This window comes from Pseudomonas sp. C321 (assembly GCF_055407105.1).
This window is the reverse complement of record NZ_JBUZRB010000001.1, coordinates 553,061-575,240: the sequence shown is the minus strand read 5'-3', so window position 1 is coordinate 575,240 and position 22,180 is coordinate 553,061. Positions and strand designations below refer to the sequence as shown.

General features: G+C 59.8%; 17 protein-coding genes. 6 read left to right on the top strand and 11 right to left on the bottom strand.

The annotated features are described in order from the left end of the window. Nucleotides 1-38: 38 nt before the first annotated feature. Nucleotides 39-1,988, bottom strand: coding sequence for an LTA synthase family protein (locus ACZRJ6_RS02680; protein ID WP_463966967.1), 1,950 nt, complete (start codon nt 1,986-1,988; stop codon nt 39-41). Nucleotides 1,989-2,189: 201 nt separating this feature from the next. Here ACZRJ6_RS02680 and colR point away from each other — a divergent pair, with 201 nt between their 5' ends. From colR to ACZRJ6_RS02655, 5 genes are all read left to right on the top strand, one after another. Continuing rightward, nucleotides 2,190-2,873, top strand: a complete 684-nt coding sequence (colR, locus tag ACZRJ6_RS02675) for a two-component system response regulator ColR (protein WP_133099640.1) — start codon at nt 2,190-2,192, stop codon at nt 2,871-2,873. After that, entirely contained in the window at nt 2,863-4,143 is a 1,281-nt protein-coding gene (locus tag ACZRJ6_RS02670) for a sensor histidine kinase (RefSeq protein WP_463966966.1), read from the top strand. Before colR ends, ACZRJ6_RS02670 begins: the two co-directional genes overlap by 11 nt. Nucleotides 4,144-4,333: 190 nt before the next feature. After that, entirely contained in the window at nt 4,334-5,014 is a 681-nt protein-coding gene (locus ACZRJ6_RS02665) for a class I SAM-dependent methyltransferase (protein WP_463966965.1), read from the top strand. 4 nt (nt 5,015-5,018) lie between these two features. Then, the gene (locus ACZRJ6_RS02660; protein ID WP_463966964.1) at nt 5,019-5,735 is read left to right on the top strand and encodes a lipopolysaccharide kinase InaA family protein; all 717 of its coding nucleotides are present in this window, start codon (nt 5,019-5,021) and stop codon (nt 5,733-5,735) included. Next, complete coding sequence (locus ACZRJ6_RS02655; protein WP_463966963.1) at nt 5,735-5,956, top strand: hypothetical protein; 222 nt, start codon at nt 5,735-5,737, stop codon at nt 5,954-5,956. Before ACZRJ6_RS02660 ends, ACZRJ6_RS02655 begins: the two co-directional genes overlap by 1 nt. 230 nt (nt 5,957-6,186) lie before the next feature. Here the strand turns inward: ACZRJ6_RS02655 and ACZRJ6_RS02650 are convergent, their stop codons facing one another. The 5 genes from ACZRJ6_RS02650 to ACZRJ6_RS02630 form a co-directional block, all read right to left on the bottom strand. Continuing rightward, the gene (locus tag ACZRJ6_RS02650) at nt 6,187-9,213 is read right to left on the bottom strand and encodes a multidrug efflux RND transporter permease subunit (RefSeq protein ID WP_463966962.1); all 3,027 of its coding nucleotides are present in this window, start codon (nt 9,211-9,213) and stop codon (nt 6,187-6,189) included. Nucleotides 9,214-9,216: 3 nt separating this feature from the next. Further along, on the bottom strand, nt 9,217-10,380 hold the full coding sequence (locus ACZRJ6_RS02645) for an efflux RND transporter periplasmic adaptor subunit (RefSeq protein WP_463966961.1): 1,164 nt from the start codon (nt 10,378-10,380) through the stop codon (nt 9,217-9,219). A gap of 158 nt (nt 10,381-10,538) precedes the next feature. Continuing rightward, the gene (locus ACZRJ6_RS02640) at nt 10,539-11,636 is read right to left on the bottom strand and encodes a DUF1513 domain-containing protein (protein ID WP_463967411.1); all 1,098 of its coding nucleotides are present in this window, start codon (nt 11,634-11,636) and stop codon (nt 10,539-10,541) included. A 2-nt stretch (nt 11,637-11,638) separates the two neighbouring features. Further along, entirely contained in the window at nt 11,639-12,703 is a 1,065-nt protein-coding gene (locus ACZRJ6_RS02635) for an imelysin family protein (RefSeq protein WP_463966960.1), read from the bottom strand. A gap of 31 nt (nt 12,704-12,734) precedes the next feature. After that, entirely contained in the window at nt 12,735-14,174 is a 1,440-nt protein-coding gene (locus ACZRJ6_RS02630) for a di-heme oxidoreductase family protein (protein ID WP_463966959.1), read from the bottom strand. 139 nt (nt 14,175-14,313) lie between these two features. Here ACZRJ6_RS02630 and ACZRJ6_RS02625 point away from each other — a divergent pair, with 139 nt between their 5' ends. Beyond that, on the top strand, nt 14,314-14,877 hold the full coding sequence (locus ACZRJ6_RS02625; RefSeq protein WP_463966958.1) for a nitroreductase family protein: 564 nt from the start codon (nt 14,314-14,316) through the stop codon (nt 14,875-14,877). On the opposite strand, the gene ACZRJ6_RS02620 is transcribed toward ACZRJ6_RS02625, so the two are convergent. From ACZRJ6_RS02620 to ACZRJ6_RS02600, 5 genes are all read right to left on the bottom strand, one after another. Next, nucleotides 14,874-17,012, bottom strand: a complete 2,139-nt coding sequence (locus ACZRJ6_RS02620) for a methyl-accepting chemotaxis protein (RefSeq protein WP_463966957.1) — start codon at nt 17,010-17,012, stop codon at nt 14,874-14,876. The genes ACZRJ6_RS02625 and ACZRJ6_RS02620 overlap by 4 nt on opposite strands. Before the next feature lie 143 nt (nt 17,013-17,155). Continuing rightward, nucleotides 17,156-17,557 carry a YbaN family protein gene (locus ACZRJ6_RS02615; protein WP_463967410.1) on the bottom strand — a complete coding sequence of 134 codons (402 nt, stop codon included), beginning with the start codon at nt 17,555-17,557 and terminating at the stop codon, nt 17,156-17,158. Nucleotides 17,558-17,694: 137 nt separating this feature from the next. Continuing rightward, nucleotides 17,695-18,303: a biliverdin-producing heme oxygenase gene (locus ACZRJ6_RS02610; RefSeq protein ID WP_463966956.1), complete on the bottom strand. Its 609-nt coding sequence runs from the start codon at nt 18,301-18,303 to the stop codon at nt 17,695-17,697. A 142-nt stretch (nt 18,304-18,445) separates the two neighbouring features. Then, entirely contained in the window at nt 18,446-21,031 is a 2,586-nt protein-coding gene (locus tag ACZRJ6_RS02605; RefSeq protein ID WP_463966955.1) for a TonB-dependent receptor, read from the bottom strand. A 116-nt stretch (nt 21,032-21,147) separates the two neighbouring features. After that, nucleotides 21,148-22,116, bottom strand: a complete 969-nt coding sequence (locus ACZRJ6_RS02600; protein WP_463966954.1) for a FecR family protein — start codon at nt 22,114-22,116, stop codon at nt 21,148-21,150. Nucleotides 22,117-22,180: the final 64 nt, after the last annotated feature.

Here is a 22,180-nt window from a genome sequence, read left to right as displayed (position 1 = left end):
ATTGAAAGCTCCGGACTGACCTGCCCGGAGCATTTTGGTTAGCGTGTGCTTAACTGGGGGGCCGCGTTCTTGGGGCCCTTCCAGCTTAGTAGTTGATGTTTGAAGTCATAACTGGCGGCCTGGTAGTAGGTGATGGCCCGCTGAATCAGCGGGTCATCGCTGCCCACGCGTGACTCTTGGCTCTCACCCAGGGCCTGGTCATGGCGACGCAGGCCTTGGCGCGGGCTGATAATCGCCAGGTCCTTGCCGTCGAACAAACCCAGGTGCTGATAGTTGCCCACCACCACACGGGGCGGCAGCGAGTTGTCTTGCAGCAGGTTGCGGCCAAAGAATGTCGATTCGTAACTCAGGTTAAGCAGGCCCAGCAATGTCGGTGCGATGTCGATCTGGCTAGCCAGTTGCGTGCTTTCACGGGCCTCGATCAGTTTTGGTGCATAGATGAACAGCGGTATCTGGTAGTTGCTGATAGGCAAGTCTTCCTTGCCTGCGCTGCCAGCAGTGTGGTCAGCGACAAAGATAAAGATAGTGTTGTCGAACCACGGTTTCTGGCGTGCGGCCTCCAGGAACTGGCCGATGGCGTAGTCGGTGTATTTCACCGCACCGTCGCGACCGTTGCCCGATTTGATGTCTATGCGCCCGTCCGGGTAGGTATAAGGACGATGGTTGGAAGTGGTCATCAGTTGCAGCAGAAACGGTTGCTGCTTGGCGTAATTGGCGTCTGCCAGTTTTAACGTCTGTTTATAGAGGTCTTCGTCGGCCATGCCCCAGGCATTTTTGAAGGAGATTTGCGCTTCGTCGACGCTGCTCTGGTCCACCACCCGATAACCATTACCGCTGAAAAACGCGTTCATGTTGTCGAAGTAGCCGCGCCCGCCGTAAACAAACACGCTGTCGTAACCAATGGCGTTGAGTTGCTGGCCAAGGCTGGCAAAGCCGCTCTCCCGGCCGATACGCTTGACGATCGAACGCCCAGGCGTTGGCGGAATGGCCAGGGTAATAGCCTCCAGGCCGCGATCGGTACGCGTGCCGGTGGCGTAGAAATTGTTGAAATACAGGCTTTGCTGGCGCAGTGCGTCGAGGTTGGGCGTCAGGTTGCGCCCGTCACCGTTGCTGCCCATGTATTTGGCACTGAAGCTTTCGATGGTCACCAACACGATATTGGGCTTGCGCAACGTGCCAGGGTTGTCGATGGCGCGGCGGATATCCAGTGGATCGCTGCCGATAAAGCGTGCATTGGGTTCGCTGAGCTCTGCGCGCAATTGCTTGGCGACGACATCGGACGGCAGACTCTCATAGAACTGCGTGTAATCGAGCTCGTTGTTACGGAACGCGGCGAAGAACTGATACGGGCCGTTGCTTGCCAGTTCGTTATTGTAAGCGTTGCCACCCTGGGCACGCGGGTTGTCCTGGCTGATCAGTTGCAAGCTCAGACCGGCGATAACCAGTAAACCCAGCGCGCTGAGCAAGCGGCCACGCATCACAGGAAGGGGAGAATCGAGTGCTGTGTTGAACGGTTTGCGTAACGCCAGGCTCAACACAATCGCCAGCATCGCCAGCAGGCTCAGCAGTTTGCCGATCGGGTAAGACTCCAGCAGGTTGTTCAGTACCTCATTGGAGTACACCAGGTAATCGACGGCGATAAAGTTGAAGCGCACACCGAACTCATCCCAGAACAGCCATTCCGCCACTGACGTGAACAGCATGGCGAACAAACTGACTGTCAGCACGCCTTGCAGAAACCAGCGGTGGCCACGGCGGCGCCATAACGCCGGTGGACACAGCAGTAGATACAGCCCCAGGGGCAGGGCGGCGTAGGCCAGAAAGCCCAGGTCGTAAAGCAGGCCCACGCCAAACACCGGCAGCAGGTTACCGCTGACTTCATCCAGGTGGCTGATGAGCAGTACGCTGCGCGTCAGAAGAAAGATGACCAGCCAGGCGCCGGTCACCAACAACAAATAACGCATTGGCGCTGTCTTGGGAAAGCCCATGTCCATGTTCCTTATATCGATGGGCGGCGATCTTCCGCCTGACACTGTGGTCGGTTTGTGAACCGATAGTGAAAAACTCGTTAATCCATTCAATTGGTTGAAACCCTTAATCAGTTGCTCGTTCAGGCCTAGCCGTGGGCCATACTTGGCCTTAAGCTGCGCGAGCCAACACGGCCGTTACCGCGTACGGAGACACTGCCCATGCGAATTTTATTGGTTGAAGACAACCGCGATATTCTGGCCAACCTGGCCGATTACCTGGGGCTAAAGGGTTACACCGTCGACTGTGCGCAGGACGGCTTGTCGGGCCTGCACCTGGCCGCTACCGAGCATTACGACTTGATCGTTCTCGACATCATGCTGCCAGGCATCGATGGCTATACCTTGTGCAAACGCCTGCGCGAAGACGCCCGTCGCGACACGCCGGTGATCATGCTGACGGCCCGCGACCAGTTGGATGACCGGCTTCAAGGCTTCAAGTCTGGCGCTGATGACTACCTGCTCAAGCCGTTCGCCCTGTCGGAACTGGCAGCGCGCATCGAGGCGGTGCTGCGTCGCGCCCAAGGCGGGGGGCGTCGTGCCCTGCAAGTGGGCGACCTGGCCTACGACCTCGACACACTGGAGGTAACCCGCGAAGGGCGCCTGCTCAAGCTCAACCCGGTGGGCCTGAAATTGCTGGCGGTGTTGATGCAGAAAAGTCCCCATGTGTTGCGTCGGGAAATTCTCGAGGAAGCCTTGTGGGGCGACGATTGCCCAGACAGCGACAGCTTGCGCAGCCATGTCCACCAATTGCGCCAAGTGATCGACAAACCCTTCGCCAAGCCGTTGCTGCAAACGGTGCACGGTGTGGGTTATCGCCTGGTTGAGGGACGAGATGGAGTTTAAGCAAAGCCTTGCCCAGCGGATCATCATTGCTTTTGCGCTGATGAGCGCGCTGGTGGCAGGGGCCTTCGCCATGGGCATCATTGCCACCGTACACCTGGTGGAAGAAAAACTGATTTCAGCGGGGTTGGGTGGCGATCTGCAACGGCTGCTGCTGATGGACAGCGTTGAAGATTGGCGGCATCGGCCCGAGCCGGACCAGTTGTTCTATTTCAGCGGTGGGCACGGGGATTTTGAACTGCCCAAGGATTTGCGTCACCTGGACTCGGGTTTTCACGAGGTGTTTCGCGAACAGCTGTCGTATCACGCCATGGTCGAGATCGTTGACGGCCGCCGTTATGTCCTGCTGCAAGACCAGAGCGACTTCGAAGAGCGCGAGCGCGTGCTGTTTGCCGTGGTGCTGGTAGGTTTTGTTCTCAGCCTGGCGCTGGCCGTGTTTCTTGGCTGGGTCCTGGCACGCAAGGTGATGGCACCGGTGGTGCGCCTGGCTCGCCAGGTTCGTCATCGTGACCAATTGCTTGGTTTGGCGCCGCCATTGGCCCCGGACTATGCCGCTGATGAAGTGGGGGAGTTGGCGGTGGCGTTTGACGCCACCCTCGGCCGCCTGCGGCAGGCGCTCACCCGGGAGCGGATGTTTACCAGCGATGTCAGCCACGAATTGCGCACGCCATTGATGGTGCTGGCCAGTTCCTGTGAATTGCTATTGGAGAACCCGGCCATTGATTCCCGCGCTCGCAGTCAGGTCGAGCGTATTGCCCGTGCCTGTGAAGAGATGAGCGAACTGGTGCAGACGTTCCTGATGCTGGCCCGTACCCAACGGGAAGACGCCAGCATGTCGCCCCAGGTCGGTCTCACGCAGGTGGCCGAGGATCTGTTGGGAATCTGGCGCGGTCCCATCGAGCGCAAAGGCATTGAATTGTTCTACCAGCCGGGCAATCCCCTAAGTACTCGCTACAACGCCACGTTCCTGCATGCGGTCATGGGCAACCTACTGCGCAATGCCCTGCATTACACCGAACAGGGTTTTATCCGGCTGACCCTGGAACCCACAGGGTTCGTAGTGGAAGACACTGGCGTGGGTATTCCCGAAGACAAGCGCGAAGCGATGTTTGAGCCCTTTGTGCGCGGTAACGAAAAGCGCGGCGAAGGCCTCGGGCTGGGCTTGTCGCTGGTTCAGCGGATCTGCGAAAACCAGGGTTGGACCGTCAGCCTCAGCACCATGGAGCCCAATGGCTGCCGGTTCCATGTTGAGTTGAATCCGGTCAAATCCTGATCCCTTTCCTGCCCCTATTCTCAGGGGCAGATTTCAGCTTGTTCGACGAAGATGGCCCCATGCTATGACGTTTGCCTGTAAAACTTTGTAATGTTTTACCGTTAGACGGGACATTTTTTTCACAAAGGGTTGACCTGAGGATGACACTCCGCCGCTTAAGGTCGTAGGCATCAGTACAGGAGACCCGCTGATGGTTACCCCAATCAAGCTTGAATTTTCCGAAAAGTACGATGAGCAGCATGCGCAGAATTATTTGCTCAAGCATCAGGACAATCTGGCTCGTCGACTGTCCCACAAACGCGATGAGCAATTGGCACGCGGTGCGCTGGCCATGGCGGGTGAGCCTGGCCTGGTGCTGGACCTGCCGTGTGGCGCCGGGCGTTTCTGGCCATTGCTGGCGGAAAAACCCAACCGCGTGATTATCGGTGCCGACAATTCCGAAGCGATGTTGAAGATTGCCACAGTGGCCCAACCGGCCGAGGTGGTGAAACGGGTACGGCCCTTGCAAACATCTGCCTTTGATATTGATTTGCCAGACAACGCCGTCGACAGCATTTTTTGCATGCGCCTGATGCACCACATTGGTGATCCCGAGCACCGGCTGGCGATATTGCGGGAGTTTCAGCGTGTTACCCGTGACAGCGTGATTATTTCGCTGTGGGTGGATGGCAACTTCAAGGCCTGGAAGCGCAAGCGTTCCGAGGTGCGGCGTCGCAATCAGGGTGAGCAGGAAGGTTACCAAAATCGGTTTGTGTTACCGGCTGCTACTGTTGAGGCTGAGTTCGAACAAGCCGGTTTCCGGGTTCTGGAACATTTGGACTTCATTCCGCTCTACGCCATGTGGCGAGTGTATGTCTTGCGTAAGAGGTAACAGGATGGCAGTTGAGTGTGTAGCAGGTAGTGAAGTAGCTCCCGAGGAGCGATTTGATTATTTCTGGCGCCAGCAGGGTGAATGGGTCGAGGAACCCAATCGTCGCCGTGGCGGTGAAAGTGGCGTGCAACGTGTGGTTGGGACCAATGGCCGTTTGTTGTATAGCAAGCGCCAGACCGGCCATATCTACCGCAGCTGGCTGCATCCTTTTGGACGCCCTACCGTGTTACGCGAGCGTGATGCCCTCAAGGGTCTGCGTTTGCTGGATGTGCGGGTGCCGGAGCTGGTGTTCTGCGAAGCACGCCGTGATCCAGAGCATCAATGGAAGGCCTTGCTGGTGACGGCAGCCCTGGAGGGTTTTGACGAAATCGAAAACTGGTACGCCGCTGGTGGCCGCGAACAGTACGGCGAGTTGGTGCATGAGCGCCTGCTGCAGGAGCTCGCTGGCACCTTGGCACGTATGCACAAAGGCCGCTGGCAGCATGGGTGCCTCTACATCAAGCACATTTTTGTCAAGGTCACGGGTGAGGGCGACGCGGCCAATGTTGAAGTGGCGTTGCTGGATTTCGAGAAATGCCGCCAGCGTATGACCGCTCGGCAGGCGGCCTCCCATGACATGCTGCAATTGCGTCGCCATTCGTCGTGGAACGCTTCCGACTGGCAAAAACTCAGCTACTTTTACGAGACGGCGTTTGGCAGCGCTATCAAAGGTTTAACGTAATGAAGCTAGAAATAGCACGAGGTTTATTTCTGTTGGGGGCGTTGGGGATTGCATCCCTGGCCCTGGCTGCCTGGGAGCTGCCGCGTACAGAAATCCTCAGTGCGGTGCAGGGTGGCGGGCAGTGCCCGTTGCCGCGGATCGCCAAGGTGAATGCCGTGGTTCAGCCTGATCATCAGCTGTTGCTGTTTATGTTCGGGCTTTCACAAGGGATGAGGCCATAGCGTTGAATTCATTGAAACCCATATGAAAGGTCTCGTTTTGTGAGGCCTTTTTTTTCGGGTTGCGTTTGACGGTTGGGGTTTGGGGTATATATCCATTTTTGGGGTGACGGCGGCTTAGGGTTACGCCCTTACGGCGTGTCACTTTGAAAAGCTGTACGGACCGGACACATGGTGGACACTTTCCGGAAAACTCACAGAAAAGCGGATTGGCCCCCCAAAATGGCGGCGTCTCAGACCTCATCCGCCTTAGCCAGCAACGTATAAACACACGGCAACACAAACAACGTAAACAACGTCCCAATCGACATCCCCGTCGCAATTACCATCCCGATGTCATACCGGCTTACCGCCCCCGCCCCGGTGGCGAAGATCAGCGGCACCATGCCAAACACCATCGCCGCCGTAGTCATCAATACCGGCCGCAAGCGAATCGCTGCGGCTTCTTCCACCGCCTCTCGTGCTGTAAGCCCCTTGTCCTTACGCAACTGGTTGGCGAATTCGACGATCAAAATCCCGTGCTTGCTGATCAACCCGATCAAGGTCACCAGCCCCACCTGGGTATAGATATTCATGCTCGACCAACCGAGGAACAGCGGAATCAATGCCCCACAAATCGACAGCGGCACCGTCACCAGAATCACCAGAGGATCGCGGAAGCTCTCGAACTGCGCCGCTAGCACCAGGAAGATGATCGCCAGCGCCAGGGCGAAGGTGACCCAAAGGGCGCTGCCTTCCTGGATGAACTGGCGTGAGGCACCGCTGTAGTCGAAGGCGTATCCGGGCGGGGTTTCTTCAATGGCAATCTGGCGCACGGTCTCAATGGCCTCACCCATGCTGACAATGGGGAAACCGGAGATCAGTGCCGAGTTGAGCTGCTGGAACTGGTTCAGTTGTCGCGGTCGCGCCCGGTCTGTGATGGTAATCAGGGTCGACAGCGGCAACAGTTCGTCTTGGGTATTTTTTACGTAGTAGTTGCTCAGCCACTGCGGGTTGTCCCGATAAGCCCGCTCTACCTGGGCAATCACCTTGTAACTGCGGCCGTCGATGGTGAAACGGTTGATTTCCGCTTCCGCCAGCAATGTCGCCAGGGTGCCGCCGAGGTCCTGCATTGATACACCCATTTGCGCCGCCTTGGCGCGGTCGATATCCACCACCACTTCCGGTTTGTCGAAGGCCAGGTCGATGTCGACAAAGGCAAACTTGCCCGACTCCATGGCGCGTTTTTTTACCCGGTCGGCCACTTGCAGCAGGGATTCATAGTCGTTGGGCGTGTTGATGATGAAACCGAAGGGCAAGCCTTCGCCGGTGCCGGGGAGGGAGGGCAGGTTGAAGCCGAATACTTGCAGGCCGGGAATGTCTGCCAGGCGTTTCTGCACTTCGGGCAGGATTTGCATTTGGGTGCGGCTGCGTTCATTCCACGGTTTGAGCAGGAAACCACCGATGCCTGATTGCACGCCATTGAAGCCGTTGATCTGGAACGAGGAGTAGTACTCCGGGAATTCCTTGAAGATCTTGATGAACTCATCGGTGTAAGTGTTGAGGTAATCAAGGTTGGTCGGCTGCGGGGCGCTGGCCATCATGAAAATGATGCCCTGGTCCTCGTCGGGGGCCAGTTGCGACTGGGTGAACTTGAGGAACACTGGAATCAGGCAGAGCACGATCAGCGCGAACACTACCACCACTGGCCGGGTGTTCAAGGTGCCGTGCAGGGCGCTCTGGTAGCGCCGTTTGAGGCTTTCGAAGGTGCGGTCCAAGCGATGAGCCAGTCCCGTGGGGTTTTCATCATGGCGCAACAGCAGCGCGCACATCATCGGCGACAGGGTCAGTGCAACAATGCCGGAAATTACCACCGCACCGGCCAGGGTCAGGGCGAACTCCTTGAACAGCGCTCCGGTCAGCCCCTCCAGAAAGCCAATCGGCGCATAGACCGCGGCCAGAGTGATGGTCATCGACACCACCGGCAGGGCAATTTCCCGGGCGCCCTCTAGTGCAGCATCCAGCGGTGTCTTGCCTTCTTCGATATGCCGATGGATGTTCTCCACCACCACGATCGCATCGTCCACCACCAGGCCGATGGCCAATACCATTGCCAGCAGCGTCAGTAGGTTGATCGAGTAGCCCATCAGTTGCATGAAAAACAGTACGCCAATCATCGACAACGGAATTGTGATCACCGGAATCACCACTGAACGCAGCGCGCCGAGGAACAGGAAAACCACGACGATCACGATAAGCACTGCTTCGAACAGGGTTTTCACCACCTCATTGATCGACGCCTGAATAAACAGCGTGGCGTCGTAGGCGATTTCCGCCTTGAGGTTGGGCGGTAGCTGGGACTCCAGCTCCGGCATGATCTTGCGCACTTCCTTGATCACGTCCAGCGGGTTGGCACTGGGGGTGGCCTTGATGCCGATGTACACCGACGGGGTGCCGCCAAAGGAACTGATGGCGTTGTAGTTCTCCGCGCCCATCTCCACCCGCGCTACGTCGCTGAGCAGCACGCGGCTGTCACCGTCGGTTTTCAGGGTGATGGCGGCGAAGGCTTCGGCGGACTTGAGGTCGGTGTTGGCGTTGATGCTGGTGACCACATACTCGCCCTTCACCTCGCCGGCAGCGGAGAGGAAGTTGTAGCGGCGCACCGCATCGGTGACGTCGCTGGCGCTCAAGCCGAAGCCTGCGAGCTTGACCGGGTCCAGCCACAGGCGCATGGCGAACACCTGGTTGCCGAGGATCTCGGCTTCGGCCATGCCGGGCAGGGTGGCGAGTTTGGGCTGGATCACCCGCGACAGGTAATCGGTAATCTGCGGGTTGCTCAGTTCCTGGCTGGAGAAGCTGATGTACATCAGCGCCGAAGCGTCGGCGGCTTCCTTGCTCAGCACCGGGTCTTCGGCGTCCTGGGGCAGTTTGTTCTTGACCTCATTGGCCTTGGCCAGCAACTCGGTGAACAGCCGGTCGCTGTTGGCGCCGATGCGGGCATAAATGGAGATCACCGAGAAGTTCTGGCGACTGACCGACGTCATGTAGTCGATGCCTTCGGCGCTCGCCAGGCTTTGCTGCAACGGTTGGGTGATATAGCCCTGGATGGTTTCGGCATTGGCGCCGGGATACGCCGTGGTCACGGTGATCAGGGCGTTTTCCATGGACGGGTACTGGCGCAGCGGCAGCTTGCTGTAGGCCTGGAAACCCAGCAGTACAATCAGCAGGCTGACCACCATGGCCAACACGGGGCGACGGATGAACGTGTCGGTGAACTTCATGGCTCAGTTCCTTGCACCGTCGGCGCGTGGAGACTGGCCAGGATCGGCCGGCAGGTTCTTGTCCGGGCTGATGGCTATGTGGGTGCCGGCGTCCAGTTTGATCTGGCCGGCGCTGACCACTTGCTCGCCATCCTTGAGCCCCTTGGCCACCAGGACCAGGCCACTGCGACGTTCACCGGTCTCGACAAACCGCCGCTCGGCGATCAGCACCGGCTGGCCATTGGCATCCTTTTCCAGCGTGCCGTCTTCGGCCTTTTTCTGGGCTACGACGTACACCGAGTTGCCGTAAAGGGTGTAGGTGATCGCGCTCTCCGGCACCACGATCTGCGGCGCCGGGTCCGGCAGCAGTACCTGCAGGCTGGTGAACATGCCCGGCAGTAATTTGTTATCGGGATTGGCCAGGGTGGCGCGCACCAGCACGTTGCGGGTGCTGTTCTCGACTTTCGGATTGATGGCGCTGATGGTGCCGGGAAAGTCCTGCTTCGCCCAGGCCGAAACTTCCACCTGGACGCTTTGACCGACTGCGACCTTGGGTACCGATTGTTCGGGGATGTAGAAGTCGACGTACAGGCTGCTGATGTCCTGCAATGTGGCGATCACCGTACCGCTGGCCAGGTAGTCGCCGACGTCCACCTGACGAATGCCGATGGTGCCGCTGAACGGCGCGACGATGTGCTTCTTGGCCAGTGACGCCTTGAGCTGGTTGACCGTGGCCTTGTTTTTTTGCAGTTGCGCCGAGAGCCGGTCGAACTCGCCCTTGGAGATCGCCTGGCTGCCCACCAGTTGGCTGCCACGGCCGAAGTCCAGTTGCGCCAGGCCCAGGTCAGCCTGGGCGGTTTCCAGGAGGGCGCTTTCCACCGCGCTGTCCAGTTGCACCAGAGGCTGGCCGGCCTTGACCTTCTGCCCGGACTCGAACTGCACGGCCTTGACGGTGCCAGCAATTTCCAGGCTCAGATTGACCCCTTGCAAGGCCTTGAGCGTGCCCACTGCCGGCAGGCGTTGTTGCCATGGTTGTTCGACAGCCGTCGCCACCGCCACGTTCACGGGCGGTTTTGGCGCGGAAAAGACCTGGACCTGCTGATAAATGGAGAAGGCTTTATAGCCCGCCAGCAGCAGGACGATTAACAGGACGACACCCAACATGATCAGCATGCGACGGCGCAGCATATTCCGATTCCTTGGAAAAACTGGGACAGACGAAGACAGACGAGTCGGCACATTACACCGACTTTTTGGGGGATTCCAACTGGTAATTTTGACAGAGATAGGTGGCAGGAACGTTCCCATCACGGGGTGGAGAACGTCCTACAGACCCTGTATTGATGTCAGATCAAATGCAGATGGTTGTCCCAGAGCCCTGCCGGCAATTCCAACGGCTTTGCCTGCAACTGTTCTTGCCGGCAATCGTAGAAACGGCAGCGGCCCTGGCCGGATGTCACAACAAAACCGTCCGCCACCGCACCGACGCCGGCACAGTCCGGCAACGGCCCGTCCAGGCGCAATTGTGCGGTGTCCATGTCCCAGATAAAAAAGCGGTTGCCCCGTGGCGCCGTCAGCGCTACCAGGCGCAACTCACTGTGCACGGCGACGCTGGCGGTGTAATGCCCCATGGCCTGCAACTGCTCGTCGGCCACCGGGAACGCCACCAAAGGCTGCCCTGGCCGTTTGATTGCCAACAGCTCGGAACGCTCATGGGGTGGCCCCATGAACTGCTGCCCGGCGAGGATGGTGCCATCGCTGGCGATCCCCATATGCCGCACGCTGTTCATCTGCTGGGGCAGGGTTTCCTTGCTCAGCAGGGTGCCGTCACGCTGCATCAGTACCAGGCTCGGCTCCATGGCATTGAGGTTCATTTCGACCCGGCTTTCGGCCTCAGTGCGAATGCCGCCGTTGGCCACCACCAGGGTTTCGCCGTCGGGCATCCACGACACCTGGTGCGGGCCGATGCCATGGGTGGAAATCTCGCCGCTGTGCACCAGCCGCTCGCCTTCGAACTTGTACACGCCGAGCAGGCCGCGACCGGGATCTGAGGTGTCGTTTTCCGTGGCGTACAGCCAGTCGCCGCTCTTGTGAATGACCGCGTGGCCATAGAAGTGGCGATTGGCGTTGGAGGTGATGGTTTGCAGGAGCGCACCGTCACGCAAGTCGATCAGGTAGCTTTCGGTACCCGGGCGACGGGCGACAAACAGCGCAATGGGCAGCGTCGGGTGATTGATGATGTCGTGGCAGCGCTGGCTCACTTGGGTGGCAAATACCTGTGTACCGTCCAGACGATAGCCGACGGCGTAGTGCTTGCCATCACTGTCATCGCGCGCCGACAGCAGCAGCGGGCCTTTACCCTTCTGCTTGAACAGCGTCCAACCACCCAGGGTAATTGCACTGAGCAGCACGCTGCCGATGGCCAAAGCCTGTCGCCTGAGCATCATCAGTCACCGTCGTTGGCGTTAAAGCCCAGTTGGATGCCCAGCGTCTTGGCCAGTTCGCCTTCGTGCAGGCGGTGGACGACGTTGAGGCTGTCATAGATGTTGTTGAGTTGCTGGCGCCCGGCGTCATCGGCCAGCAATTCATTCAGCGAGCGCTGGTTGCTGGCGAACAGTTTCAAGGACGCGGCATAGGCGGCGTCGATCTTGTCGGCCAAAGGCTTCTGATCGGCCGGCAACAGGCCGCGCAGGCCTTTATTGTCGACGCCGACCCACACGGTCTGGGCCGCTGCGAGGCTGGCTTCCAGGCTCTGCAGGGACGACTGGCTGCGCCAGGCATCGGCCTGGAACGGCTGTGGGATACCCTTGGTCTGGCGGCCCATGGGCGTGCCGAGTTTTTTCTTCAGGGTGTCCAGGGCGGTCACTTGCACCTGCAACAGGGCAGCGATGGCTTCGTGGGAATCGGCGTAGCGCTGGTTAGGAAACTTGGTCATCTGCGCCAGCATCCCATCGGTGCTGTTCCAGCTCGACAGGATCTCTTCGGCGAGGAGTTTCTGCCGTTCGCCGATGGCGGTCAGCAAGGGGCAATAACGGGCTTTCTGCGCGTCATCGGCCAGATCGATCTTGGCGTCGTAGAGGATGTATTCGTAGGCCGACAGGCCTTGCACCACCACGCTGGACTTGGCCAGGGCGCCAGCATCAATTTGCGGCTGGGCGGTGACCAGTTGCTCCACCTGCCGGCCTACCAGGTTTTTCTTGTCTGGCCAGAACTGCACCTGCCACGCTCGGTTGCCTTCGGCCAATGGACCGATCAGCAGCGGTTGCAACTGGGCCCAGGCTTTTTGCGCGTGGAGGAAGTCGGCACGAGCGGTTTCCAGGGACTGGTTACCCTGACAGTAAGCCAGGGCGCTGACGGCCAGTTGCCGGTCAGCATCGACCCAGCGGCTGTAGGTCGGCAGGATCACTTGCTTGGCGATGGCCGCCGAGGTCACCGCTTGCGGGTCCTGGGGCGAGCAGGCGCCGAGGGCAAGGGCGGCAAGGCTGGTGAACAACAACTTGGGACGGAACATGTCGAGCTCCCTTCTGTAAGTGGGGCAAAGCTTATAGAGAATTCAGGAACGTGAGCAACGCGGCGCGCTGTTCGGCGTTAAAAGACAGCACATGCTGCTGCGCGGCCTGCGCTTCACCGCCGTGCCACAGCACGGCTTCAAGCAGGTTGCGGGCGCGGCCGTCATGCAAGAACTGGGTATGCCCGCTGACGGTTTGCGTCAGGCTGATGCCCCACAACGGCGGCGTGCGCCAGTCGCGGCCACTGGCCCGGAATTCGGTACGGTTGTCGGCGAGGCCGTCGCCCATGTCGTGCAGCAGCAAATCGCTGTAGGGGCGAATCACTTGATTGGCCAGTTCAGGTTCAGCGGCATTTTTTGCCGTGGTGAACTTCGGCGTGTGGCACGACTGGCAACCGGCCTGATAAAACAGGTTTTTCCCGGCCAGCACCTGCGCTGACTCAACGTCACGGCGGGCCGGCACAGCCAGGTTGCGGGTGTAGAACAAGACCAGGCGCAGGATGTTATCACTGACTTCCGGCTCACCCTCCGGGCCGTTGCCGCTGGGCGCCTGTTTGCAGGCAGTTTGCGCCTCGGTGCAGTCATCGAACGGTCTCAGGCTGGTGGTCAGGCCCATATCACCCGAGAACGCGTGAACATTTTGTTGATTAAGGTTGGGTTGTCCGGCTTTCCAGCCAAATCGGCCGAGGACGGTTTTTTGCAGGGCGTCGTCCCAGACCCAGTTTGGCCGGCCTATCACGCCGTTTTTATCCGCCTGTTTCCCAGCGTTTTGCAGGATGTCGGCGTCGGGAATGGCTTCCAGCAATCCCAGGCCAATCATTGGCGGTGCAACCCTCGCGGAAAAACGCGTGTCCGGGTGCATCGGTCCGTAGCCCAGTTGGGTGATCTGCAGAATCGGCTTACGCAGTTCGACCACGGTGCCGTCCTTGAAACTGACATTTATCGGTGTGTAGTCGACCCGTACCTTGCCCTCCGGTGTGACACCGGGCACGGCCATGTCTTGTAACTGCCCGCCGTAGACAGGTTCGGGAATAACCCCCAGTTGCTCGATGACCTTGGCGTACGGTGGCGAGTTGGGGATCGACAGGCGCACCAGCATCGACACGGCATTGACCGCATCGGTCGTTGGTGGGTGGCCACGGCCATCCTTGATATGGCAGTTCTGGCAGCCATTGGTATTGAACAGCGGCCCCAGGCCATCCCGTGCGGTGGTGGTGGACGGCGCAATCACCCAGGGGCTGCGAAAGAAACTGTTACCGACACTGAAATCCAGGCGCCGAGTAGGCGAGAGGTTGGCCGACGGCAGGGAGAACGCGTTCTGATCGGACTTCCTCACCGTGGTGCTGCCACCGGCCCGCGCTTCACCCGGCTCGGCCTGAGTGAACTCTATAAACGCTGGGGGCGGGGCGTCATCGCAGGCACTCAGGCCCAGGGCCATCAATAGCGCAAACAAGCGAAGAAGCGGACGGGGCATCAGGTTTCCTGGATGTTCAGTCAAAACAAGGGCGCAAAGTCTAACAGGGCAGGGCGGATTGAATAAGAGCAATTATCGTTTAGTAGTATCTGATTCATTCCCGCTAGAATGACCGCACATTTTTCTCTGGAGGTGGCCAATGCAGGCTCTCGACGCTTTGCTCAACCGTGTTTCCGTGCCGCGACTGCTGGAGCCCGCCCCCACCGCCGAGCAGCGCGAAGTACTGTTCGCGGCGGCCATGCGTGCACCGGATCACGGCCAGCTGCGGCCTTGGCGCTTTTTGACCGTGGAAGGCCCGGCCCGTGAGCAAATGGGTACGCTGCTGGCTCAAGCCGCGCGCCTGCAAAATCCCGAAGCGCCCCAGGCCTTTGTCGACAAGGCCCAGGCCGGCCCGCTGCGTGCGCCGCTGGTGGTGGTGGTGATTGCTCGCTTGCAGGAGCACTTCAATGTGCCGAAGTCCGAGCAACGTTTGGCTGCGGCCTGTGCGGCCCATGGGATTCTGCTGGCGGCCTATGCCCAGGGGATTGGCGCGGTGTGGCGCACCGGTGAGCTGTCCTACTCGGCCCACGTGGCTAAAGGTTTGGGATTGGGCGAAGGCGAGGAAGTCATCGGCTTCCTCTACCTGGGCACCCCGCAAAACCCGCCGCGCACGGCGCCAAAAGAAGACCTTGCGCTGTTTGTCAGCGCCTGGACCGGGGCTTAAACCCGAAACTGGTCCATCAGCTTCATCTGCTGATTGGCCAGGGCATTGAGTTGGCTGCTGATGGCCGCCGACTCCGTGGCCTGGCCGGTGAGGGTTTCGGTCACGGTGCGGATCGCCGAGACGTTGCGATTGACCTCTTCGGCCACGGCGCTCTGCTGCTCGGCGGCGCTGGCGATTTGCAGGTTCATGTCGCTGATCACCGTCACGGCATCGCTGATCTTGCCCAGGGCCTGCACCGCTTGATGGATCTGCCCGGCGTTGTTCTGCGCCTGGCTCTGGCTCGAATGCATGGTTGCTACCACGCCACGGGTGCCACTCTGGATGCGCTCGATCACCAGGCGAATTTCCTCCACTGAGTCCTGGGTGCGCTTGGCCAGGTTGCGTACTTCATCGGCCACCACCGCAAAGCCACGACCGCTTTCCCCGGCTCGCGCCGCTTCAATCGCCGCGTTCAAGGCCAGCAGGTTGGTCTGTTCGGCGATGCTGCGGATCACTTCCAGCACTGAACCTATTTGCTCACTGTTGACCGCCAGGGCTTCGACTTCGGTTACGGCCTTGCTGACTTCCTCGGCCAGGGTGGTGATGTCGCGGGTGCTGCGCTCGATGATCTGCATGCCTTCGCGCGCCGACTGATCGGCACCGCGTGCGGCATTAGCAGCACTGGATGCGCTGTTGGCAACCTCGTGGGCGGTGGCGCTCATCTCGTTGGACGCGGTGGCCACCTGGTCGATCTCGCGGAACTGCACCTGCATGCCTTCGCTGGTCTGGCGGGCAATTTCCGAAGATTGGTCGGCGGTGCCGCGGGCTTCGGTGATGCTCTGCTTGATCTGGGCGATGGTCGGTTGCAGCTTGTCGAGGAAACGGTTGAACCAGCCGACCAGTTCCCCCAGTTCATCTTTCTTGGCATAAGCCAGGCGCTGGGTGAGGTCGCCGTCACCGCTGGCAATTTCCTTAAGCATGACCGCGACGCTGTTGATCGGCCGCGTTACGCCGGTGGCGGTCAGCCAGATCAGCAACAAGCCGAGCAGGCCAGCAGCAGCGCCTACCAGCAAGGCTTTGAGGGTACCGCTGGCCTGGGCCTCGTCGAGTACCGCTTGCAGTTTTACCGAGTCGGCCAGCAATACCTGCTTGGGCAGATCGATGAGCACGCCCCAGGATCTGGCGTCGGCGATGGGTTTGACTGGGTAAACCGAGCGGATCAATTCGCCTTGTTCAAGGATCTTGCGGTTGTCATTGGCCAGCAGTTGCACAATGTCCTTGCCCTCGGTACCGAGGATGTCGCCGATATTCTTGCCGACCTTATCCGCCTGGCCACTGTAGCCGGCCAACAGGCCGTTGCCGGAAACAATTTGCATGTGCCCGGCACCGTCGAACAGCTCGCGTTGCGATGAGTCGGCTGCGGCTTGCAGGGCGTTGAGGGCGATGTCGATACCGATCACGCCGATCACCTTGCCGTCCACCAGCAGAGGCAGGGAGATGGTGGTCATCAGCATCGACTTGCCGGCCACGGTGTCTTCATACGGGTCCAACAGGCAAATGCGCTTGTTGTCCCGTGGGCAGGTGTACCAGATGTTGTAGGGCGTGCCGCTGAGGTTGAGGGTGGTCTTGGTCAGGTCTTCCTCGACCATTAGCGTGTTTTCACCTTCACCGCCGGCGCGGCTCCAGTAGCTGGAGAAACGCCCGGCTTCGTTGGAGGCACGGACGGCGTCATTGATGAATTCGTTGTCCTTGCCATCCAGGGCATTGGGTTCGAAGGACAGCCAGATACCCAGCACTTTGGTGTTGCGTTCGAAGGCGGTCTTTAGGCTCTGGTTGAGTTCTTCACGCAGGGTCGAAGGCTCCAGGGAGCGCTTGACTGCCATGTTGCGCAAATCCTTGACCTGATCGGCGAGAGCGGTGACCACCAGCAGGTTTTCGCCAAAGGTTTTTTGCACTTGCGCCGCTTGTTCGGCGGCCTTGGCCTGCAGGAGATTTTCCACGCTTGCGGTGAGCATTCGCGAACTGGACGCACTGATCAGCTTGTCGTTCTGGTTGGTCTCGTAGAGGTTGATGCTGACAATCAACGCGATCACGCCCAACAGGCAGAGACCAGACAACAGCACGATTTTCAAGCGGATGGAGAGCGTGTCGAACATAGGATTACTCGCGTATGGACTTATTAGAATGCAAGCAGAGTCTGTGGCTGACTCAAGGTGCCAAGTCCATTCGGCGCTATGCCCGGAACATCGGCGGGGGCGGGTAATTCATGAGGGGGAGGCGATGAGTGGTAGGGGATTTGTCAGGAGGTTTGCAACAGGCGTTCCGGCCGCGACCAGACCCACAGATTGCCCAGGCTCATCCCGGCAATCGCCAGGTAGATCGGCCAGCCGTGGTCGAGCATCACCAGCATCAAGCCTGCGCACAGCAGCATGCTTACGGTGGCGCTGACCTTGGCCCGACGGGCTATGATTTTGCCGTTGCGCCAGTTGAACAGAATCGGCCCGAACAATCGGTGGTTTTCCAGCCAGGCGCTCAGGCGCGGCGAGCTTTTGGTGGCGGCCCAGGCGGCCAGCAGGATGAATTCGGTGGTGGGCAGCCCCGGCACGACGATGGCGATCAGGCCTATCCCCAGGCTGACGTAGGCCAGCAGGCCGAATAGCACACGGGCGACTTTTGAGGAGGATTGGGTTTTGCCGGTCATTTGGGTGGGGTTTTTCATGTAGGAGCGAGCTTGCTCGCGATGGACGTTAACGATGATGCGGGCGTTCTGAATGCACGCGGCGCTTTCGGGTTCATCGTTGGAGCGCCGCCGGGAGCAAGCTCGCTCCTACAAGGGAATCAGACTAATTCTGCGGTGGTAGCGTATGCCTGCTCCAGCAGCACGGTGAAGCGCACAAACGCGTCAACCGCGCCTTTTTCCACGTCGGCTTCCTCTTCGGGGGTGAACTCCAGTGCGTCGAGAGTGCGGGTGAAGCGCTTCCAGCCTTCGGCACGACCACCGGCCGGTTCGCCCAAGTGACGGGCACCGAAGGTTTCGCTCAGGCCCAGGCCGACGGCACGCTTGATCAGGAACGCCGCGCCCAGCTTGGAGCCTTCGGAGACGAACAGCCAACCCAGGGCTTGTGCCTTGCTCGGGTTTTTCACAGCGCCAGCCAACGGGGCCGGGACTTCGGTTTCCAGGTCGGCCAGGTCCAGCTTGGCGGCGTCGGCGCGGCAGCGTTCGGCCAGGTCCGGGACGATTTTGATCAACTCTGCGTCGTTATACAGCGCCACCAGTTCCGACTGGAACAGATACTGCGCGACCACGAAACGGGCGAAGTTGGCCTGGGTTTCAAATGGCGCATGGGCCTTGACCAAGGCGTCGAGCTTGGTATGCGGCGAGTGGGTGATCTGGTTCAGACGTTGGGAGCGCAGACTTGGGCGTTCGGTGGTAGGGGAAGCGGTCATGGGGTGTCCTTGAGGGGAGAAAGCGCCTTGCTGCGCAATAGAAAATGCCAGGCTGCTATGAACTAGACGAACAAGAAGACGCGTTACAGTAAAAAATCCTCACCCTGGCAGTGATAAAACTGCAGGGGTGAGGCGCCACGTATCAGATATCCCAGATCAAGTTGATCGCAAAGTGGCGGCCTGGTTGAGTCAGGCGGTCCAGGCTGGCAGGGGAGGTTACGCCGGCTTCGCCGACGCTGTCGTAGCTGCGCACGTCATCCCAGTTCCAGTATTTCTTGTCGGTCAGGTTGTACAGGCCGCCGTTGATGGTCACCTCGTCGGTGACTTTGTAGAAACCAGTCAGGTCCACGATGCCGAAGCCTGGGGTCTTGAACGGGCCGTTGGCCTTGTTGCCGTCGGGGGAGAAGAAGGTTTGGCTGTCGACACGATCCTGCTTTTTCACCAGGGTCCAACTGACCAGCGCACCGTAGGTGTCCTGGTCGTAACCCAGGCCAAACACGCCCTTGAGCGGGTTGACGCTGTTGAGCGGCTCGCCGGTGTCGTTGTTGCGACCGTGGGCGTAGGCAATCGAACCCTTGGTGTACAAGCCTTGCGGCGCGCCAAACGCATCGAGATTCAGGCGGCCTTTGACTTCCACGCCCTTGATGGTGGCGTGCTTGATGTTGTTGGCCTGGAACGCTTCGATCGTTCTGCCTGCAACAGAGGCGTCTTCGTTGATGAAGTCGCGGTACTTGTTGTAGAACACTGCCACGTCGAAACTCCCGGACTCAAAGTTGCCGCGAATCCCGGTCTCATAGCTTTTGCTGGTTTCGGGGTTGAGGTCCGAGTTGGGCTCGACGATGTAATTTTCAGCAAGGTTTTCAAAACGGCCGTACAAGGCCTTGGCCGACGGAGTGCGAAAACCTTCGGCGTACTGGCCGAACCAGGTGTATTGCTCGGTCAGGGCATAGGTCAGGCCGAACTTGGGCGAGACACGATGCCAGGTTTTTGCCTTGTCGCTGTGGTCGTAGATCCTTTGCGGGTCGACGGTGTTGAGGAACTCCTCGGTCAGCTTGGGCTTGAGTTGTACATAGTCGTAGCGCACGCCAGGCAGGAAGGTCCAGTCGTTCCAACTGATCTGGTTCTGGGCGAACAGGCTGTAGCTGTTGATGGTTGGGTCGGGGAAATCGCTGGCCTTGACCACACTGTCGGAGGGCATCGGGCTCGGTGCACCGATGGCCGTGCAGCCACCGCCGACCGCCAGGCAGCTAGCTTCGCCGGCCCGCGAGCCGGTAACTTTTTGCTGCTTGAGTGTAGTGCCGTAGGTCAGCAGGTGGTCGGTTTCGCCGATGTTGAAAGCCTTGTCCAACTGAGCGTCGAACACCCACTGTTTTTCTTCGTAGAGCGTCTCGCGAGTGCGCAACACGCGGCGGGACGTCTGGTAGATTTCTGCGGTGGTTTGGTCGGTCTTGGCGATCTGGTAGTTCAGGCTCCACTTCACGTGATCAACCAACAGGCTGTCGAGGGCAAAGCTGTTTTCCAGACCGAAACGCTCACGGGTGATGGTGTCGTTGCCTGAGCGGGCGCGGTAGTAGTTGGTTGGGCGTCCCGTGTTGAATGGTCCGCCCACCACACTTTTCTGATTGATGTCTCGATCGTCCTTGTACTTCTCGTAAGTCAGCCCCAAGCGGGAATCTTCAGCATAGTTCCAGCCCAGTTTGGCCAGCACGTTGGTGGTGCGGGCGTCTTCCGGATTGGCGCCGGTGCGCTCCAGGCCAGTGGCATTGTTGCCATCGTAGGATTCGGTTTCGTGGCCGTTGCGCTGGCTCAAATGCAGCAAACCGTCGAAGTCCTGGACGCGGCCGGCAATGGTGCCGGAAGTCAGCCAGCTTTCGTCGGCAGAGCTGTAGCCGGTTTTCAGGCGGGCGCCGAAATCCTGGCCGGGCTTGATGATGTCGTCGGGGTCGAGGGTGAAATAGCTCACCGCGCCGCCGATGGCGTTGCTGCCGTACAGCACCGATGCCGGGCCGCGAAGGATTTCCACGCGCTTGACGATTTCCGGGTCGACGTAGTTGCGGCGGGTTTTGGCGTACGGGCCGTTGAAGAAGTTGTCCGGGACTTCAACGCCGTCGACCTGGGTCAGGATGCGGTCGCCGTCAATGCCGCGAATGTTGTAGCCAGCGTTGCCGGAGCGAGTACCGGCGCCGCCGACCGAAACGCCTGGCTCGTAACGCACCAGGTCGCGGATGTTATTGACGTTCTGGCGGTCCAGTTCCTGGCGATCGTGCACGCTGACGGTGCTGGGAACGGTGCTCACTTCCTGTTCCTGGCGGGTGGCGCTGATGGTCATTTGTTGCAGGGTGATTGCGCTACCCGCCGCGCGCTTTTCCAGGACGATGTTGTTATTGCCCAGTTTTCGGTAGCTCAGGTTGGTCCCCACCAACAGCCGGTCCAGGGCTTTTTCCGGCGTCAACGACCCGCGTGTGCCTGGGGAGGAAACCCCTGCGCCCAATTCGGCGGGCAGGCCGATTTGCCAGCCGGTCACGGAGGTAAAGGCGTTCAGCGCCGACACCAGGGATTGCTGCTCGATGCTGAAGCTGTAGTTGGCGTTGCTGTGCCGGGCAGGCTCGTCGCTGGTGGCGGCCATGACCGGGGCAACCTGGCTGCCTGCCAGCAGGATGGCAGCGGTCAGCAAGGACAGCCCGTGGCGACGTGAGGGAGAAGAGGACCGGTTGAAACGAGAGGACATCGAAAGCGCTCCGCAAGAGACGAATCTTATAGTTGCGAACTGACACAAATGCGAATCAGTTGCATTGGCTATGACGAGACGTACCACGGATGACTATCGAGTAAAAATAATTGGCCTCAGTTGAGAATGACCACTGCCGGGAATTCCGAGAGCTTGGCCGAAGTGATGTGGGCCAGGGAGCGCACCACGTCCAGTGGCTGGTCCAGGCGGTAGTTGCCGGTGACAGCAACGCTGGCGAGTTTGTCATTGTTGTTGATGATCCAGCCGGGGTAATAGCGTCGCAGCTCCGCTAGAACCTCGCTCATCGGGCAGTTTTCGAAGATCAGCCGGCCCTGGACCCAGGCCAGTTCCTTATTGGCATCGAGCCTGGCCGGTTGACCGAAGCCCTTGGGGCCGATGCGGATGCTTTCACCGGCGCTCAGGCGGACCCGGGCGTTGCCAGACGTACTGCTCAGGTCGACATCCCCACGCTGTACCTGGACCTGGGCCTCGCCGTTCAGGTAACGCACGGCGAATGCGGTGTCGTTCACGCGGGCGCGCACCGGGCCGGCGTCTATTTCCAGGGGCGCGCCACGGCTGGCAACCACTTCGAAAAACGCTTCGCCTTGATACAGGCGGGCAATGCGCTGATGGTCATTGATGGTGCTGGAGAAGGCCGAGTTGGTATTGAGCAACACCTTGGAGCCGTCATGGAGTTGCAGGCGCTGACGCTCGCCAACCACGGTCAGGTGGTCCGCTTGCAGGCGCACCGGTAGATTGCTGAAGTTGAACAGCCCCAACAGCAACACGGCGGCGGTGGCCAAGGGTTTCCAGTGAGGTTTTATGCGGTGCCAGGCGCTGGGCTTGCGTGGCGCATTAAGGGCCACGGCGGCGCTGTGCACCGGCGCACCGCCCCAGGCCGCCTGCGCTTTGGCGAAGGCCTCAATGTGGGCCGGATCGGCGGCCAGCCACGTCTGGAACTCGGCCTGCTGGCCAGGCTGTGGGCACTGCAACGCAATCAGCCAGTCGAGGGCTTGGTCCATGGCCGTATCTTGCAACACCTCATGAGCCAGCTCATGGGGACGCAGTTTTTTCGGGTCCGTCACGGTGTTCCTCGGGTCTTCGCCACGTTTTATTCAATGTCTTACATAGTGGAGCGACAAGTCTGTC

What these genes read in the sequence shown, in the direction of transcription:
- ACZRJ6_RS02625 (WP_463966958.1), top strand. Translation starts at nt 14,314, where the DNA reads ATGCAGGCTCTCGACGCTTTGCTCAACCGTGTTTCCGTGCCGCGACTG.
- colR (WP_133099640.1), top strand. Translation starts at nt 2,190, where the DNA reads ATGCGAATTTTATTGGTTGAAGACAACCGCGATATTCTGGCCAACCTG.
- ACZRJ6_RS02610 (WP_463966956.1), bottom strand. Translation starts at nt 18,303, where the DNA reads ATGACCGCTTCCCCTACCACCGAACGCCCAAGTCTGCGCTCCCAACGT.
- ACZRJ6_RS02655 (WP_463966963.1), top strand. Translation starts at nt 5,735, where the DNA reads ATGAAGCTAGAAATAGCACGAGGTTTATTTCTGTTGGGGGCGTTGGGG.
- ACZRJ6_RS02630 (WP_463966959.1), bottom strand. Translation starts at nt 14,174, where the DNA reads ATGCCCCGTCCGCTTCTTCGCTTGTTTGCGCTATTGATGGCCCTGGGC.
- ACZRJ6_RS02635 (WP_463966960.1), bottom strand. Translation starts at nt 12,703, where the DNA reads ATGTTCCGTCCCAAGTTGTTGTTCACCAGCCTTGCCGCCCTTGCCCTC.
- ACZRJ6_RS02670 (WP_463966966.1), top strand. Translation starts at nt 2,863, where the DNA reads ATGGAGTTTAAGCAAAGCCTTGCCCAGCGGATCATCATTGCTTTTGCG.
- ACZRJ6_RS02680 (WP_463966967.1), bottom strand. Translation starts at nt 1,988, where the DNA reads ATGGGCTTTCCCAAGACAGCGCCAATGCGTTATTTGTTGTTGGTGACC.
- ACZRJ6_RS02660 (WP_463966964.1), top strand. Translation starts at nt 5,019, where the DNA reads ATGGCAGTTGAGTGTGTAGCAGGTAGTGAAGTAGCTCCCGAGGAGCGA.
- ACZRJ6_RS02640 (WP_463967411.1), bottom strand. Translation starts at nt 11,636, where the DNA reads ATGCTCAGGCGACAGGCTTTGGCCATCGGCAGCGTGCTGCTCAGTGCA.
- ACZRJ6_RS02645 (WP_463966961.1), bottom strand. Translation starts at nt 10,380, where the DNA reads ATGCTGCGCCGTCGCATGCTGATCATGTTGGGTGTCGTCCTGTTAATC.
- ACZRJ6_RS02615 (WP_463967410.1), bottom strand. Translation starts at nt 17,557, where the DNA reads ATGACCGGCAAAACCCAATCCTCCTCAAAAGTCGCCCGTGTGCTATTC.
- ACZRJ6_RS02650 (WP_463966962.1), bottom strand. Translation starts at nt 9,213, where the DNA reads ATGAAGTTCACCGACACGTTCATCCGTCGCCCCGTGTTGGCCATGGTG.
- ACZRJ6_RS02665 (WP_463966965.1), top strand. Translation starts at nt 4,334, where the DNA reads ATGGTTACCCCAATCAAGCTTGAATTTTCCGAAAAGTACGATGAGCAG.
- ACZRJ6_RS02605 (WP_463966955.1), bottom strand. Translation starts at nt 21,031, where the DNA reads ATGTCCTCTCGTTTCAACCGGTCCTCTTCTCCCTCACGTCGCCACGGG.
- ACZRJ6_RS02620 (WP_463966957.1), bottom strand. Translation starts at nt 17,012, where the DNA reads ATGTTCGACACGCTCTCCATCCGCTTGAAAATCGTGCTGTTGTCTGGT.